The following is a 14,727-nucleotide window of genomic DNA, read 5'->3' as shown; positions in this document are numbered from 1 at the left end:
AAAAGATGCTATGAAGTGCATCTTTTTTTTACTATGCGGCATATACTGTCGCAGGAGGTGACGGAATGAAGAAAAAACGATCGAAACAAAAAAGAAATTTCTCTCCTTTATATCATCCCATATATGGAATTAACAACTGGTGTAGCATACGAGCTGCGGCTATTGAAGAGATAGAAGAACGTGTGGAAACAAAAACAGGGAAAACGAGAGGAACATATATTTCTTTAGAACATGCTGTTATGAAACGAATTATAGATAACAGAAAAATAAAGGCACTACAAAAAAAGAAACGCCTTTCTCATAACAATGAGCCTATACTTGAGTCAAAGAATTTACAGGAGAATATAAACAAAGAAATTCCTGAAACAATTAAAGAAAAGGTCCAAGCTGAAATTCCTAAAACAACTAAAGAAAAAGCCCAAGCTGAAATTCCTAAAGCAATTAAAGAAAAAGCACAGGCTGAAATTCCTAAAGCAATTAAAGAAAAAGCCCAAGCTGAAATTCCCACCAATATTATACAGCAAGTAACAAAAATAAAAGAGGGATTAACTTTAACCAATGAAATAAAAAAAGAGGATTCTACTATCACTCAGCCCCCTATACTTTCACCTACTCCTGCTGAGAATGAAAAAGTAGCCAGATACGCATATAAGGAGGGCCTTCACTCTACGGCTGACGGGATAGCCTCACATGCAGAAGGATTTCTTACTCATACAGAGGGTGCCTTTTCTCATGCAGAAGGTTCAAAAACAAAGGCAACTGGACATAGTTCGCATAGTGAAGGAAGCGAAACGACAGCAGGCGGTCCTTATTCTCACGCGGAAGGAAAGCATACAATTGCTTTCGGCGAAGCAGCACATGCAGAAGGAACCGCAACTATCGCTAACGGATTCTCATCTCATGCGGAAGGAAATCATACATCAACAGCTAATTTTGCAGGCAGCCATATTATGGGGAAATTTGGTACAGCAGAAGAAGCTTATTCCTGGTTTATTGCAAATGGGACAAATGACACTGATTATAATATAGGTGCCAAATGGCTTGCCCATAACGGAGAAATGTATATCGATGGTGCTTCTTACAATGCAGGTGGTACTGATTTTGCACAAATGTTTGAGGCAGCAGATCATAGCCCTATTGATGTCGGTTATTTCATTACATTTAGTAACGAAGAAAAAATTCGAAAAGCTACTTCAAATGATACATTCATATTAGGCATATCTAGCGCTACTCCTGCTCTCATAGGAAATAGCGGTGCTTTAAGTTGGCAAAAACGCTATAAAACAGACCGCTTCGGAAAACGTCAATATACGCGTACGGATACGCAAGAAATACAACCTCTTTTAAATACAGAATGGAATCCAGCTTGTAAGTATCTATCAAGAAGAGACCGTACTGAGTGGCTTCCTGTCGGATTAATTGGACAAATGTTAGTACGTGATGACGGTACTTGCGAAACACACGGATATTGTCGTCCAAATGATGATGGCATTGCTACAAAAGCTGAAAGTGGCTTTTTCGTTATAAAGCGTACTGGTGAACATCAAATTTTAATATTATTCCGCTAAAAAAAAGGGAACAAAATTCTTTTTATGATAAGAATTTTGTTCCCTTTTAATTGTTATGTAAAGCGTATTGCATATCCTCTGGGATACTTACGGTAAAAGTCATTCCCTTTTCTAAAATAGGATGATAAAACGTCAAAGATGTACTATGAAGCGCTTGACGTTTTATCACATCTCTTCGGCCGCCGTATAAATCATCCCCAAGTAGCGGATGTCCTATATATGCCATATGTACACGAATTTGATGTGTTCTTCCCGTCTCGAGCTCAAGCGCTACATGCGTCTTATCTGAATAACTCTCCATCACTCTAAAATGAGTAACAGCTCTTTGACCATCTTCACAGACAGTTCGCTCGATAATACTATCCGCTTTTCGTCCGATTGGCGCGTCAATCGTTCCTACTTCTTCTAAAATAGTCCCATGAACGATTGCCTCATACGTTCGTTTCACCCCTTTTTGTTGATGCTGCTTCGATAAAAGGTGGTGAACGAATCTATTTTTCGCAATTAACATAAGCCCTGAAGTATCACGGTCTAACCTCGTCACAATGTGCACCGTACTTGCAAGATTTTGTTTATCATAATGATGTAAAATAGCGTTCGCAACACTTCCTGACGGGTGCTCCCTAGACGGAATTGTCGACATATTTGCTTCTTTATTTATAACAAGAACCGCGTCATCTTCATATACGATACATAAAGGGATCTCTTCCACTTCCATCCCTTCACTTCTTTCCTCCACTGGAAAAAAGACTTGTAACTCTTCACCAGCTTGTAACTTGTGACGAACACTCGTGTGTTGACCGTTTACTTCAATTGCTCCGCCACGGAACTTTATATCCGTTAAAGCGGCTTTCGAAATCCCTTTTGTTTTCAAAAATTCTCTAACTAAAGTTCCTTCTTCAGCCAGCCCTATATCCCATTTCAATGTAAATCTGTTCAAATATATAAACCCTCTCTATTTATCTGCAACAAACGAGTCACGAACACGTTTCCAGAATGGGAACGGACGGAAACGAACAAATCGTACTTTCTCGTTTGCAACGCGATACTGAATTGATTTCACATCTTGATGAACCATCGTCAAATGATCCACCGTAATTTGCAAGTTCATTCCTGCAGCCGGCTTTAAAACGCATGTATGATGCTTCGGCAGCACGAGCGGCGAACCTACCGTACGAAATACACGATTGTTGATAGATGCCATTTCTGCAATTTGAATCGCTTCAATAGAAGGGTGAATAATTGCTCCGCCAAGCGCCTTATTATACGCGGTACTTCCTGAAGGAGTAGAAATACAAAGACCATCTCCGCGAAACGTTTCGAAATACTCTCCGCGTATTTCCACTTCTGTTACTAATGTACCTTCTGCACTTTTTACAGTCGCTTCATTCATCGCCAAATACTGCGACTCTTTACTACCATTCACATAGCGAATAATCACTTCTAAAAGTGGATATTCAACCACTTGGAACGGTGTTTTAGCGATTGCAATCACCAACTTCTCTACTTCCGTTGGTAACCAATCTGCATAGAAACCTAAATGTCCTGTATGTACACCAACAAATGCGGTTTCATCTAATCGATTATAGTAACGATGGAATGCATATAAAAGCGTTCCATCTCCGCCAACAGAAATTACAATATCAGGTTCCTTTTCATCCATTGTAAACCCAAAATCTAGCAAGTATTCTTTCATCGTACTTGCTAGTGTATCTGATGATTGATCTCCCTTTGACATAATTGTAAATTTCATCGCCCAACACCCTTTAGTTTATGATTCAGAATCTTTCGTTTCCTGCTTTCGTGAAAAGACCTTTTGCGCTTCTTGAATTTCAAGACGAATGGAAGACATTTCTTCATCTAATAAAAACGCCGCTTCCGCTGCACGTTGTAAGCGTATTTTAATATCTTCAGGAAAACGTCCACTATATTTGTAATTTAAAGAATGCTCAATCGTTGCCCAAAAATTCATTGCTAACGTGCGAATTTGAATTTCCACTAACACTTTTTTTTCTCCCTGTATCGTTTGAACAGGATAACTAATGACAACGTGGTAAGAGCGATAGCCGCTATCTTTCTTTTGCGTTACATAATCACGTTCTTCCACAATTTCAAAATCATTTCGTTTTCGAAGATATTCTACAACAGGCTTAATCTCATCAACAAATTGACACATCATTCGAAGGCCCGCGATGTCCTGCATATCTTCTCTAATTCGGTCTAGCGGTACACTTCTCTTCTCCGCTTTATCAATAATACTTGCAACCGACTTTACCCTTCCTGTTACAAACTCAATTGGAGAATGCTCCGTTAACATTGCAAATTGAGTACGCATTCCTTTTAGTTTCACTTTCAGCTCCGCCACCGCTTGGTGATAAGGCGCTAAAAATTCTTCCCAATTACGATTCATTTCAACCACCACCAAAATCAATCCATTTACTTATAGAAACACTTTTTCTACAGCAGTTACTAGTTCTTCTCCGTAATTTGCATTACCTTCAATATTTTCAACTAAATATTCTACTTCTTCTTTTAATCCCTCTAATTCTATTTCAACATCATTCACGCGAATAAACATCGCTGTATCTTTATTCATCGCTTCATGCATTGCTTCCCAGCATGTATGCGGAATACTTACATAAATGAAAGATGATTCATTTTCTAAGATATATAAAAATGATAAATTGTCTGAGTCTACAAGTACGTGATTACGCGCACTTAACTCCTTTACCTCTATTTCAGTATTTTCCGCACAAAAAATAAGCGCATTCTCTCTCATTTCTACGCTCTTAACTTGAATTTTATTTTGCATGCTCAAACTCCTCCATCTCAACTTCCTGTCTTACTTAACAGTATTATTGTATCATAACATGGACGCAAACAAATAAAACATTGAACCAAATTTGCGAAAAAGCGATAATGTGGAAAGAATTATTTTTCAAAAGGAGCGCATAAAATGACACAAGAAATTGAAATTGAATTTAAAAATATGGTTACAGAGGAAGAATTCCAAACATTATGCAAATCTTTTTCTATTGAAGCATTTACAAAACAAGTGAATCACTACTTTGAAACACCTCACTTCTCTTTAAAAGATGCAGGCTCTGCACTTCGTATTCGTCATAAAGATGGAACTTATACATTAACATTAAAACAACCTGCTGAAATTGGTTTATTAGAAACTCATCAGTCTGTAACAGAAAAAGAAGCAAAACTTATGATGGAAACAAACGCACTCATTCAAGGAACTGTAATGGATCAGCTACACAAATTACAAATTCCCGTTTCCTCTTTAACTTATATGGGTAGTTTAACAACAGAAAGAGCTGAAACATTATTTGAAGGCGGAACGCTTGTCTTTGATCATAGTTTCTATTACAATCACGATGATTATGAAATTGAATACGAAGTGCAAGATGAAAAGACCGGTAAAGCAGCATTTATAAGGTTATTACAGCAACATAACGTACCAGTTCGTCATACAAACAACAAAGTAAAACGCTTTTTCCTTGCCAAACAAAACGAAGAGCGCTAAAGTAAAATTTCCATCAGTGCAGAAGTGATTTACTGGTGGCCATGTTTCACCTTTTTGGAAAGTGCAGATTTATTAGCAACATATAGAATAAGCAAAGAATGTTATGAAGGCTGTTTAGTTGCCCTTCATAACATTCCATTGCTACAATAGATATACATTTCATGGAAAAAGGAGTTTATAAAGGATGAGCAAGCAACCGATGACACCATTTGAAGCAATTGGCGGTGAACAATGCATTGCAACATTAGTGGATACATTTTATTCCTATGTCAGTGAACACCCTGACTTATCTCCGATCTTCCCGGATGATTTAACAGAAACTGCTAGGAAGCAGAAACAATTTTTAACACAATATTTAGGTGGTCCTAATTTATACACTGAAGAACATGGTCATCCTATGCTAAGAGCACGCCATCTTCCGTTTGAGATTACTCCAAAACGTGCAGAAGCTTGGCTATCATGTATGGAGCAAGCAATGGATGATACAGGAGTGCACGGTCATATAAGAGAGTTTGTTTTTGAACGTTTAGCATTAACTGCTCAACATATGGTCAATACTCCAAATGAAACAGGTGAAGTGTAATGGATAAGCAGGAAGCAAAGCATATAAATATGCCTTCTCCTTCCACATGCGAGCATAAATCTGTAGAAGCATATTTATTTATTGATCCACTTTGTAAAGATTGCTGGGATATCGAGCCATTTATTATTAAACTATGGCTTGAGTATGGGAAATACTTCTCTATTCGTCATATCGTAACAGGAAAAGTGGACGGAGCAAACGCTTCCTCACACAAATGGAATAAACCTGCTAATATTCGATTTGTGTGGGAAAAAACAACAAGTTTACAAGGGTTTTCATGTGATGGAAAAGTACATATGCAAGAGGCATCGTCAACACCATATTTAGTTTCGATGGCAATTAAGGCGGCGGAGTTGCAAGGCCGAAAAGCAGGTTCGAAATTTTTGCGAAAACTCCAAGAATACATTCTTCTTGAAAATGTATCAAACCCTGACTGTGAATTATTGCTGACATGCGCTAAAGATAGTGGCATTGATGTAGAGGAATTTAAAAAAGACCTACACTCAGTTAGCGCAAAAAAAGCTTTCCAATGCGACCTAAAATTCACAAATGAGATGCATATTACAGAAATACCTTCCCTCCTATTTTTCCATGCAAATTCAGATGAGGAAGGTATTAAAATCGCGGGAATTTATTCCTATGATGTATACGTACAGCTATTAAAAGAACTTGTAAAATGCGAGATTGAGCCAGAGCCATTACCTCCTTTAGAAGTATTACTAGAAGCAACACAATTTATTTCTTCAAAGGAAATCTCATTTATATATGACTGTCCTCAACAAGAGATAGAGCGTGAACTAAAGAAATTACAACTAAAACGAAAAGTACAAATGATTGAAGTGAAGTGCGAGCGTTATTGGAAATGGATAGCAAAAGAAAAAGACCTGGTGTAAACACCAGGTCTTCTTCTTTACGGCTTATAAAAATATTAAAGGGGATGGGAGAAATTTTCACGTTCAAACAAAGGGGTATATGTTTGTATGTGAATTCGTTCACGCTTATTATATTACAAGATTCGACGTCAGATGACAACCCCTTTTGTCGAATTTCACACTTTTGTCACATTCTAAACGTTTTCATTCTTGAATAAGCTATAAAAAAAGCAATTTAGGAGGTTTCCTTATGAAAAAGTCTCATATATTTCTTATCTTTCTATGTGTTATTGTTTCTTTTTTCTTGTATATCCTCTCTCTATTACAAGCTTTTCCTAAAATTATTGCCTTCCCTCTTTTATTCGGAGTTATCGTCATCGCTGTCTCTTATTTTAACTATAGAAAACGATTTAAAGGATTTTAACTACAAAAATAAGTCGTAAAAATTCCTTCTAATGTAGAAAAAGTAAAGAAAATCACCTTAATTATTCGACAAATATCGACACGGTATACTTTTGAGAAAATGTTCCAAACAAAAAAGACGAGGATAAAATCCCTCGTCTTTTCTCATTATTTCTCTTCAAACAATAGTGCTTCTAATTCATTTAACTTCTCTTCAAATACTTGTAATGCTTCTTTTACAGGTTCTGGCGATGCCATATCTACTCCTGCTTTTTTCAACACTTCAATTGGGTAATCAGAGCTTCCAGCTTTTAAGAATTCGTTAATGTAACGTTCTACTGCTGGTTGTCCCTCTTCTAAAATTTGTTTTGACAAAGCTGTCGCTGCACTAAATCCTGTTGCGTATTGATATACGTAATAGTTGTAATAGAAGTGCGGAATACGAGACCATTCTAAACCGATTTCTTTATCAATTACTAAAGCGTCCCCGAAATATTTCTTATTTAAATCGTAGTAAATCTCCGTTAACATATCTGGCGTAACAGCATGTCCTTCTTGTACTTTTTTATGAATGATATGCTCGAACTCTGCAAACATTGTTTGACGGAATACAGTACCACGGAATCCTTCTAAATAGTGATTTAATAAATATAGACGCTCTTTCTTATCTTCTGTCGTCTTCAATAAGTAATCATTTAGAAGCGCTTCATTACAAGTTGAAGCTACTTCTGCAACGAAGATTGAATAATCACCATATACGTGCGGTTGTGTCTTCCTTGTATAGTAACTATGCACTGAATGACCAAACTCATGAGCAAGTGTAAATAAATTATTTACATTATCATGCCAGTTCATTAAAATATACGGATTTGTTCCGTATGCACCAGATGAATATGCTCCGCTTCGTTTTCCTTTATTCTCATATACATCTACCCAGCGATTTTCATATGCTTCTTTTAAAATTTCAACATATTCATCACCAAGTACATTTAAAGATTTCAATAACATTTCTTGCGCTTCTTCATACTTCACATTCATTTTCACTTCTGGTACAAGTGGTGTATATAAATCGTACATATGAAGCTCATCAAGACCTAGAGCACGCTTACGAATATCAATGTATCGATGTAGTAAGTGTAAATTATCATTTACCGATTCAATAAGTTGATCATACACCGCCTCAGGAATATTATTATTACTTAATGCAGCTTGACGTGCAGAATCGTATTTACGAACGCGCGCATTGAAATTATTACGTTTCACAGCCCCGCTTAGCGTACTTGCAAATGTGTTCTTATATTTCCCGTATGTTTCATGTACAGTTTTGAATGCATCTTCGCGTACACGACGATCATCACTTTCTAAAAATTGAATGTAACGACCATGTGTTATTTCTACCTCTTCTCCATCCTCACCTTTAATAGATGGGAATTTCAAATCCGCATTATTCAACATACCGAATGTATTACTTGATGCACTCATCACTTCAGATGCTTCTGCTAATAACGCTTCTTCTGCCTCAGATAATACGTGCGGGCGTTGACGTGTAATTTCTTCTAATGCATGCTCATATACACTTAGTTCTCGATTTTCTTGTAAGAAAGTTTGCAATGTATCTTCTGAAATAGATAAAATTTCAGGTACGATATAAGCTGTGCTACTAGATACTTGTGAGTATAAATTTGTTGCGCGATCATTTAATGCTTGATACACAGAGTTTGTTGTATCTTGATCGTAACGCATATGTGCATATGTATATAGCTTACCTAATCGCATTGAAATTTCATCTTCATATTGCAATGCCTCAAGCAAATTGTCTGCAGAGTCGCCAAGCTTCCCTTTAAATTCAGTTAACTTTGGCAATAGCTCTTTAATAGCTTGGAATTCTTTTTCCCATTCTGCATCTGTTTGGAAAATATCTTCTAATCGCCATGTGTTTGCTTCTTCAATCTCATTGCGATTTGGTAATGATTTTACTGTATTTTTTTCAGCCATTCTTTAAGCCCTCCTTATAATATCTCTACTTAAGTACAATTCGATTTTTCTTATGTAATTCCTTCACGATCAGTCTTTATTATATCCCCTTTTCCCTCTCTCATGTTGTACTTTGTCTCAAATAGAGATAGTGCATGCGCTAAGCAAATTTCATCATATTTCATAATTTCTTCCTCTGTTTTTACCAATACAATATCTCTTATTTTCCGATACTTATTAATACCTATTTTTATTAATACACCTACATAACATAAAAATGTCATATACTCCGCAACTGCTACCTTCCATATATGTTGTGCAAAATACGGAAGTAGACGCCTCTTCGTATACTTTGCTACATAGTTACATACGTATTGCAGAGAAATATACTCCCCTACCTTAAGCATACCTATACACTTCATATAAAGAGAAGCTTGCCATATAAATGGATTTGTTTGAAAAGCAAATGAGGATGGGAGCGGAACACCGATTTCAGAAGGAAAACTCGCTGGAGTACATTTATATTGATATAAGAGGCGAAGTAGTGACTTATGATTATAATTCCAGATGGATAGAGCGTTTTGCCGAAAATGGTTCTTTTTTCTCTTCCATTCTTGTCCTAATAACTCTTTCCGGAAAGGAACGGGAGAAAAGAGCATGTCAATAGTAGTCGTATCGGTTGGTAAATAAATAGTATGTGAGAAAGAAACATTTGTAGAAAACGGAGTGATAAACGCGCATTTCATAAATGATTTTTGTTTCGGACAAAAGAAAATAAGAAATGGCTGAGGATAAGGTTGTAAGGAGAACGCCATAAGGGAGGAGAATGTCATCCAATAGGCGGATTGCTTTTTCAACTGATTTCCACCGATTATCCAGATGACTTGTATACTAGCTTGCCAATACGAATATGTTCGCTTATAAAGCTGCTCTACGGAGAGATTTGCACATTGATATTCAATCGCAATTTTTCTATCCGCTCTCTCTACGTAAATATCTGGCCGTTGCTTGATTACTGGTAGATAATGTTCTATATCTACATGAAAATCTTGACGTTTTAACCACCTATATAACAATTCTTTACCGTGCATATGATACATAGATTCTGCTTCATAAAAGGTAAGACATGAATCCACTTTCTTATGAGCAAAATGCCAGCTCTTCTGTTTTCCTAATTTCATTTGCACTTCTTTTCCACAAGCTGTACAAAAGAATTTTTCTCGTTTACGCATTTCGCGTAAACGCTCTTCATCCCGATTATATAATAGATGAATTTTTTCTCCGTTTTCTCTCCTTGCAATAAACATCACAATCACACCCTTTCAACTCCTTGTATTCTACAATTTACTACAAATTCCTTTCAAAAAAAGAGATGTCCTAAATTAGGACATCTCTTTCTATAATAAGGGTGATAATAACCGATACGTCGATTCAACAATCCGCCTATGAAGACGTCTCTTATGAAATCGGTCAACATGAATTTCACTTGATTCTTCTAAATCTTCTTTAAAATCTTGAACGAGCTTTCGAATGCTATCTGTATCATATAAAAAGGCATTTACTTCAAAGTTTAAATGAAAACTTCTCATATCCATATTAGCTGTCCCAATTGATGCGAGATCAGAATCCACGATAACGACTTTACTATGAAGAAAACCTTTTTCATATTCATATATTTTTACTCCTGCATCTAATAACTCCGGAAAGTACGATCTTGATGCATAAAAGACAGTGCGCTTATCCGGCTTACTTGGCATTAACAAGCGAACATCAATACCAGCAAGTGCAGCTACTTTTAATGCAGATAAAATATCATCATCTGGAATAAAGTATGGTGTTGCAATCCAAATCGATTTCCTAGCTGAAGCAATCATTGCAAAATATAAATGTTTAATTGTTTCCCATTTATTATCTGGTCCACCTCCAACAAGTTGGACGCCGCCCCAATGATCACCCTCAACTGCTTCCGCTTGTAAATATTCAGGTGCTAATACCGCCTCACCAGTCATATAAAACCAGTCTTGAAGGAAAATCAGCTGTAAACTTTGAACTGCTTCACCGCGTAAATATAAATGCGTGTCTCGCCAAAAACCGAAATATTTATCCTTCCCTAAATACTCATCACCAATATTTAATCCACCTACAAACCCTTCATTTCCATCTATAATAACGATTTTTCGGTGGTTTCGATAATTAATTTTATCGTTTAAAATCGGAAAACGCACAGGGAAAAATGGAATCATTTCTACTCCTGCATCATTCAATTCTTCAATATACGAATTTGATAATTTAAAGCTTCCAACCGCGTCGTATAAAAAACGAACGACAACGCCTTCTTTTGATTTTTTTATTAAAATATCTTTAATTTCTGTACCGAGCTTGTCATCACGCACAATGTAATACTCCATATGAATGTGGTGTTTCGCTCGATTTAACCCATCTAAAATTGCCTGAAACGTTTCGTCTCCATTTGTTAATGTCCTCGTTTCAGTTTGAAATGAAATATTTAAAGCACCGAGTCGATCTGCTAAACGAAATAACAATTCTTGATGCTTATGATTTCGTAAAATCCGTTCTTCGTAATCTTCGTGTCCCTTATATTGTAAAAACGCCTGTTCATCGAGTAATGCCTTCTTTTGGAACATTCTTTTTCTGCGAAAGTTTTGTCCAAATAAAAGATAAGCAAAGAAACCGAACACTGGAAAAATACCTAGTACGATTAACCACGTAAGTGTTTTTGACGGATGGCGGTTTTCTAAGAAAATAACACATCCAATTAAAAATGCGGAAACCGTAAATAAAATACTAATAATACCTAAAATCGAAACATCCTTTATCCCCATGACATCCGAATAAAATGCTACATCAATAAACATGCGTAATGAAACAAATAATGCGAACAGTAGTAGAAAAAAGAAAAGTAGTTTTAGTGTATTTTTCATCTCTTACCCCCTAAATAAGAAAGCCTTCCTATTCTTCATAAAAAAAGCCGATTTCATACTATAGAAATCGGCCTACATTTTAGGAGGGAAATTGTTGCGAATTGTCTCAAGCGCACGCTCTTTCACAACCTGTTTCCCATACTCACTTACACGGTGAATCGTTAAAGTAGATTCTTCTCCATATTCTAAAACAATACTTAAAATACGATCAATCTCTTCTTCATCATGTAGCACTTCATCAAATTCCACATATACATAATAGCGGTCCTCAAATGAATGCAATTCATCTTTTATATCTTCAAAGATAAGACGATGACTTAATGAAATGACATCTTCAAAATCATTAAACTTAATTAAAAAGCCAAACGTACCATCTTCATTAAAGTTTGTTCCTACTTGTTCTTCTACCTCTTCCACTAATTCTTGCTGGAATAATGATTCGATGCCTTCATCTAGAGGAATGTCTATAATTTTATCCACACCTATTGGTAGTTCCAGCTTTTGTCCATCCTTTGAAAGCTCCGCTTTCGTTACAAGTACTTCAATCCCCTTATCGACTGCTTGCACTTGAATCCATAACGGTCCATCGACAAAGAAATCATCATGATCACGAGCTTCGTCCATCATCTCCCAAAAGAGCTCTTCACTTCGTTCGCGATCATACCAAATTTCTTCACGGTTAAACCCTCTGTCCTCTATATCAATGTACGTAATAAAAAATTTCATCGTATGGTCATTAATTCTTTCAATATCCAAAATACAACTCTCCCTTCCTGCTCAGAATTATTATGAAGGGATTCCCCACTCATATGACAAAACAATAGATTCTTGTACTCTCATTTTATGATAAGATTCTCCAGAATGGAAATAAAATCGATTTATTTTACAAAAATAGTTATATACCTATCTGTATTCGACCGTTTACATAAAGTGAAACATTAATCAGCATTTTTTTCATCCTCCACTGATTATTAGCTCGCACTAATCGGGATAAATATACCATTATACCAATTCACTGTTCACAAAAAATTTGGACATACATTCCCATATTCCCCCGTACACTGTAATAAAGTGAAACTTCTATTATAGGTGATTATTTTGTCCCCGGGGGGCGCGGGATCAAAACTAGACAAACTTTCTTCACCACATACATATATTTCGCTTATTAAAACATCATAAATGGAGGCAGACGAATGGACTTAGAGTTTTTAACATCTGTACTAATGATTGTCGGTATCGATGTTGTACTAGGTGGCGATAACGCAATTGTCATCGCACTAGCTAGCCGAAATTTACCTGAAGCAAAACGAAATAAAGCCATTTTGATTGGTACTATTTTAGCAATTGTGCTACGAATTCTCCTCACAATACTAGCTGTCTATTTACTTGATATCCCATTTTTACAACTCATCGGCGGAATCTTACTCACATTAATTGCGGTAAATTTACTCACTGATAATAACAACGATCTTTCTTCTATCAAAGGAAAAACAACTTTATTTCAAGCTGTGCGTACAATTGTATTCGCGGATCTCGTTATGGGGTTTGACAATGTTATTGCCATTGCAGGAGCAGCTCACGGAAGACTTTCACTCGTAATTATCGGTTTATTCATTTCTATCCCGATTATCATTTGGGGAAGCAAACTTATTTTAATACTCATGGAACGCTTTCCATTTCTCATTTATTGCGGAGCAGCAGTTCTCGCCTATACAGCAGGAAAAATGATTACACATGAAGACAGACTTGCAACGTTTTTTCATCATAATCCTAGTTTTACCGCAAGTATCCCTTATTTGTTCATTTTCACGATTTTATGCATAGGCTTTATCGTTCAACAAGTGCGATTACGTAATGTTAAACAGTAAAAAAAAACCTTCTACTCTATAATAGGTAGAAGGTTTTCATATTATTATAATTAATTTACAAGACGCTGTGCTTCACGTAATTGGAACGTTCTTACTGTACGTGGTAAGAAACGACGGATTTCGTCTTCGTTGTAACCTACTTGAAGGCGTTTTTCGTCAATCATAATTGGACGACGTAAAATACCTGGATAGTCACGAATCATCTTATATAAATCTTGAAGTGGTAAAGACTCTAAGTTCACATTCAATTCTTGGAAAACTTTTGAACGAGTAGAAATAATCTCATCCGTTCCGCTTTCTGTCATACGTAAAATCTCTTTAATCTCATCAATCGTTAATGGATCTGAGAAAATATTACGTTCTGTATAAGGAATATGATTTTCCTCTAGCCATAATTTCGCCTTTCTACAAGACGTACAGCTTGGAGAACTATATAATGTTACCATACAAAGCTCACTCTCCTTAAAGAGTACAAATTCTGTACTAATTACAGTTTAAATTTCTAACTTCCGCAATTTTTCGCGATAACTTGTCTTATAGCAAAGTAAAAAATCGCAATTCATGTAAGCAACAACAATTACTTTTAATAAGTAACTTCTATAATCATTATACAATAGTTTTTGCAAGAAATATACAGTGAATTTACTGCTAGTTGAGAAAAATCCTCCGTGTACTCCACTGCTATGTAACATGATTACACTCATAAAAACTGTCCTTTAACAACGGCCTTCAACCCTTTTGATACTTGCTTTCTACAATAATTTTCACTTGATATACAATTACAGTTTCATACTCTTCCCCATTAAAAAGAGAACGTTTTCTTACCTTTTCCCGACAAAACAATTGAGAAATGTAAGACTCTAAAGATTAGAAACAAAAGGAACACTTGTTCTTATTTTAACAAATCTCCCCGCTCATGTCTATATGCTTTCTAAAGTAAATCGAATATTTTTCTGACATTTCTTTCTTTTTTACCATTTATC

The 14,727-nt window shown here is 36.0% G+C and carries 16 protein-coding genes; 6 read left to right on the top strand and 10 right to left on the bottom strand.

Going from position 1 to position 14,727, the window contains the following annotated elements; genetic code table 11:
- Positions 1-65 precede the first annotated feature (65 nt).
- Complete coding sequence (locus tag MHB76_RS06070) at positions 66-1,568, top strand: peptidase G2 autoproteolytic cleavage domain-containing protein (protein ID WP_078173313.1); 1,503 nt, start codon at positions 66-68, stop codon at positions 1,566-1,568.
- A 46-nt stretch (positions 1,569-1,614) separates the two neighbouring features.
- Here the strand turns inward: MHB76_RS06070 and MHB76_RS06065 are convergent, their stop codons facing one another.
- The 4 genes from MHB76_RS06065 to MHB76_RS06050 are packed head-to-tail and all read right to left on the bottom strand — an operon-like array spanning position 1,615 to position 4,380.
- Entirely contained in the window at positions 1,615-2,508 is an 894-nt protein-coding gene (locus MHB76_RS06065) for an RluA family pseudouridine synthase (protein ID WP_002202767.1), read from the bottom strand.
- 15 nt (positions 2,509-2,523) lie between these two features.
- The gene (locus MHB76_RS06060; RefSeq protein ID WP_000673196.1) at positions 2,524-3,321 is read right to left on the bottom strand and encodes an NAD kinase; all 798 of its coding nucleotides are present in this window, start codon (positions 3,319-3,321) and stop codon (positions 2,524-2,526) included.
- An 18-nt stretch (positions 3,322-3,339) separates the two neighbouring features.
- Positions 3,340-3,978: a GTP pyrophosphokinase gene (locus MHB76_RS06055; protein WP_002158880.1), complete on the bottom strand. Its 639-nt coding sequence runs from the start codon at positions 3,976-3,978 to the stop codon at positions 3,340-3,342.
- A 30-nt stretch (positions 3,979-4,008) separates the two neighbouring features.
- Positions 4,009-4,380 carry a UPF0738 family protein gene (locus tag MHB76_RS06050; RefSeq protein WP_002149812.1) on the bottom strand — a complete coding sequence of 124 codons (372 nt, stop codon included), beginning with the start codon at positions 4,378-4,380 and terminating at the stop codon, positions 4,009-4,011.
- 144 nt (positions 4,381-4,524) lie between these two features.
- On the opposite strand from MHB76_RS06050, the gene MHB76_RS06045 reads away from it, so the two are divergent.
- The 4 genes from MHB76_RS06045 (at position 4,525) to MHB76_RS06030 (ending at position 6,982) form a co-directional block, all read left to right on the top strand.
- The gene (locus MHB76_RS06045) at positions 4,525-5,103 is read left to right on the top strand and encodes a CYTH domain-containing protein (protein ID WP_340985979.1); all 579 of its coding nucleotides are present in this window, start codon (positions 4,525-4,527) and stop codon (positions 5,101-5,103) included.
- A 184-nt stretch (positions 5,104-5,287) separates the two neighbouring features.
- On the top strand, positions 5,288-5,686 hold the full coding sequence (locus MHB76_RS06040) for a globin domain-containing protein (protein WP_000043388.1): 399 nt from the start codon (positions 5,288-5,290) through the stop codon (positions 5,684-5,686).
- Complete coding sequence (locus MHB76_RS06035; RefSeq protein ID WP_002158882.1) at positions 5,686-6,579, top strand: ClpXP adapter SpxH family protein; 894 nt, start codon at positions 5,686-5,688, stop codon at positions 6,577-6,579. Before MHB76_RS06040 ends, MHB76_RS06035 begins: the two co-directional genes overlap by 1 nt.
- A 229-nt stretch (positions 6,580-6,808) precedes the next feature.
- Positions 6,809-6,982, top strand: coding sequence for a hypothetical protein (locus MHB76_RS06030; protein ID WP_000748141.1), 174 nt, complete (start codon positions 6,809-6,811; stop codon positions 6,980-6,982).
- A gap of 146 nt (positions 6,983-7,128) precedes the next feature.
- Here the strand turns inward: MHB76_RS06030 and pepF are convergent, their stop codons facing one another.
- The 4 genes from pepF to mecA all read right to left on the bottom strand — a co-directional run bounded on the left by pepF (position 7,129) and on the right by mecA (position 12,632).
- A complete protein-coding gene (gene pepF, locus MHB76_RS06025; RefSeq protein WP_002158883.1) occupies positions 7,129-8,955 on the bottom strand; it encodes an oligoendopeptidase F in 1,827 nt (608 codons plus the stop codon).
- 50 nt (positions 8,956-9,005) lie between these two features.
- Positions 9,006-10,241, bottom strand: a complete 1,236-nt coding sequence (locus MHB76_RS06020) for a competence protein CoiA (RefSeq protein WP_078173363.1) — start codon at positions 10,239-10,241, stop codon at positions 9,006-9,008.
- Positions 10,242-10,331: 90 nt separating this feature from the next.
- Complete coding sequence (locus tag MHB76_RS06015; protein WP_340985975.1) at positions 10,332-11,876, bottom strand: cardiolipin synthase; 1,545 nt, start codon at positions 11,874-11,876, stop codon at positions 10,332-10,334.
- 72 nt (positions 11,877-11,948) lie between these two features.
- Entirely contained in the window at positions 11,949-12,632 is a 684-nt protein-coding gene (gene mecA, locus MHB76_RS06010) for an adaptor protein MecA (protein WP_002201376.1), read from the bottom strand.
- A 437-nt stretch (positions 12,633-13,069) separates the two neighbouring features.
- On the opposite strand from mecA, the gene MHB76_RS06005 reads away from it, so the two are divergent.
- Positions 13,070-13,744: a TerC family protein gene (locus MHB76_RS06005; RefSeq protein ID WP_002158886.1), complete on the top strand. Its 675-nt coding sequence runs from the start codon at positions 13,070-13,072 to the stop codon at positions 13,742-13,744.
- A 50-nt stretch (positions 13,745-13,794) separates the two neighbouring features.
- Here MHB76_RS06005 and spx read toward each other — a convergent pair whose 3' ends face one another.
- Together spx and MHB76_RS05995 are read right to left on the bottom strand one after the other, a co-directional pair.
- The gene (spx, locus tag MHB76_RS06000) at positions 13,795-14,190 is read right to left on the bottom strand and encodes a transcriptional regulator Spx (RefSeq protein WP_002011348.1); all 396 of its coding nucleotides are present in this window, start codon (positions 14,188-14,190) and stop codon (positions 13,795-13,797) included.
- Positions 14,191-14,238: 48 nt separating this feature from the next.
- Positions 14,239-14,448: a hypothetical protein gene (locus tag MHB76_RS05995; protein ID WP_078173315.1), complete on the bottom strand. Its 210-nt coding sequence runs from the start codon at positions 14,446-14,448 to the stop codon at positions 14,239-14,241.
- Between the last annotated feature and the right edge of the window lie 279 nt (positions 14,449-14,727).

Origin of the sequence: Bacillus sp. FSL M7-1345, assembly GCF_038006985.1 — a bacterium.
In the GTDB taxonomy this organism is placed as follows: Bacteria; Bacillota; Bacilli; order Bacillales; family Bacillaceae_G; genus Bacillus_A; species Bacillus_A cereus_U.
Note: the sequence above shows the minus strand (reverse complement) of the source record. Positions and strands in the feature narration are given on the sequence as shown.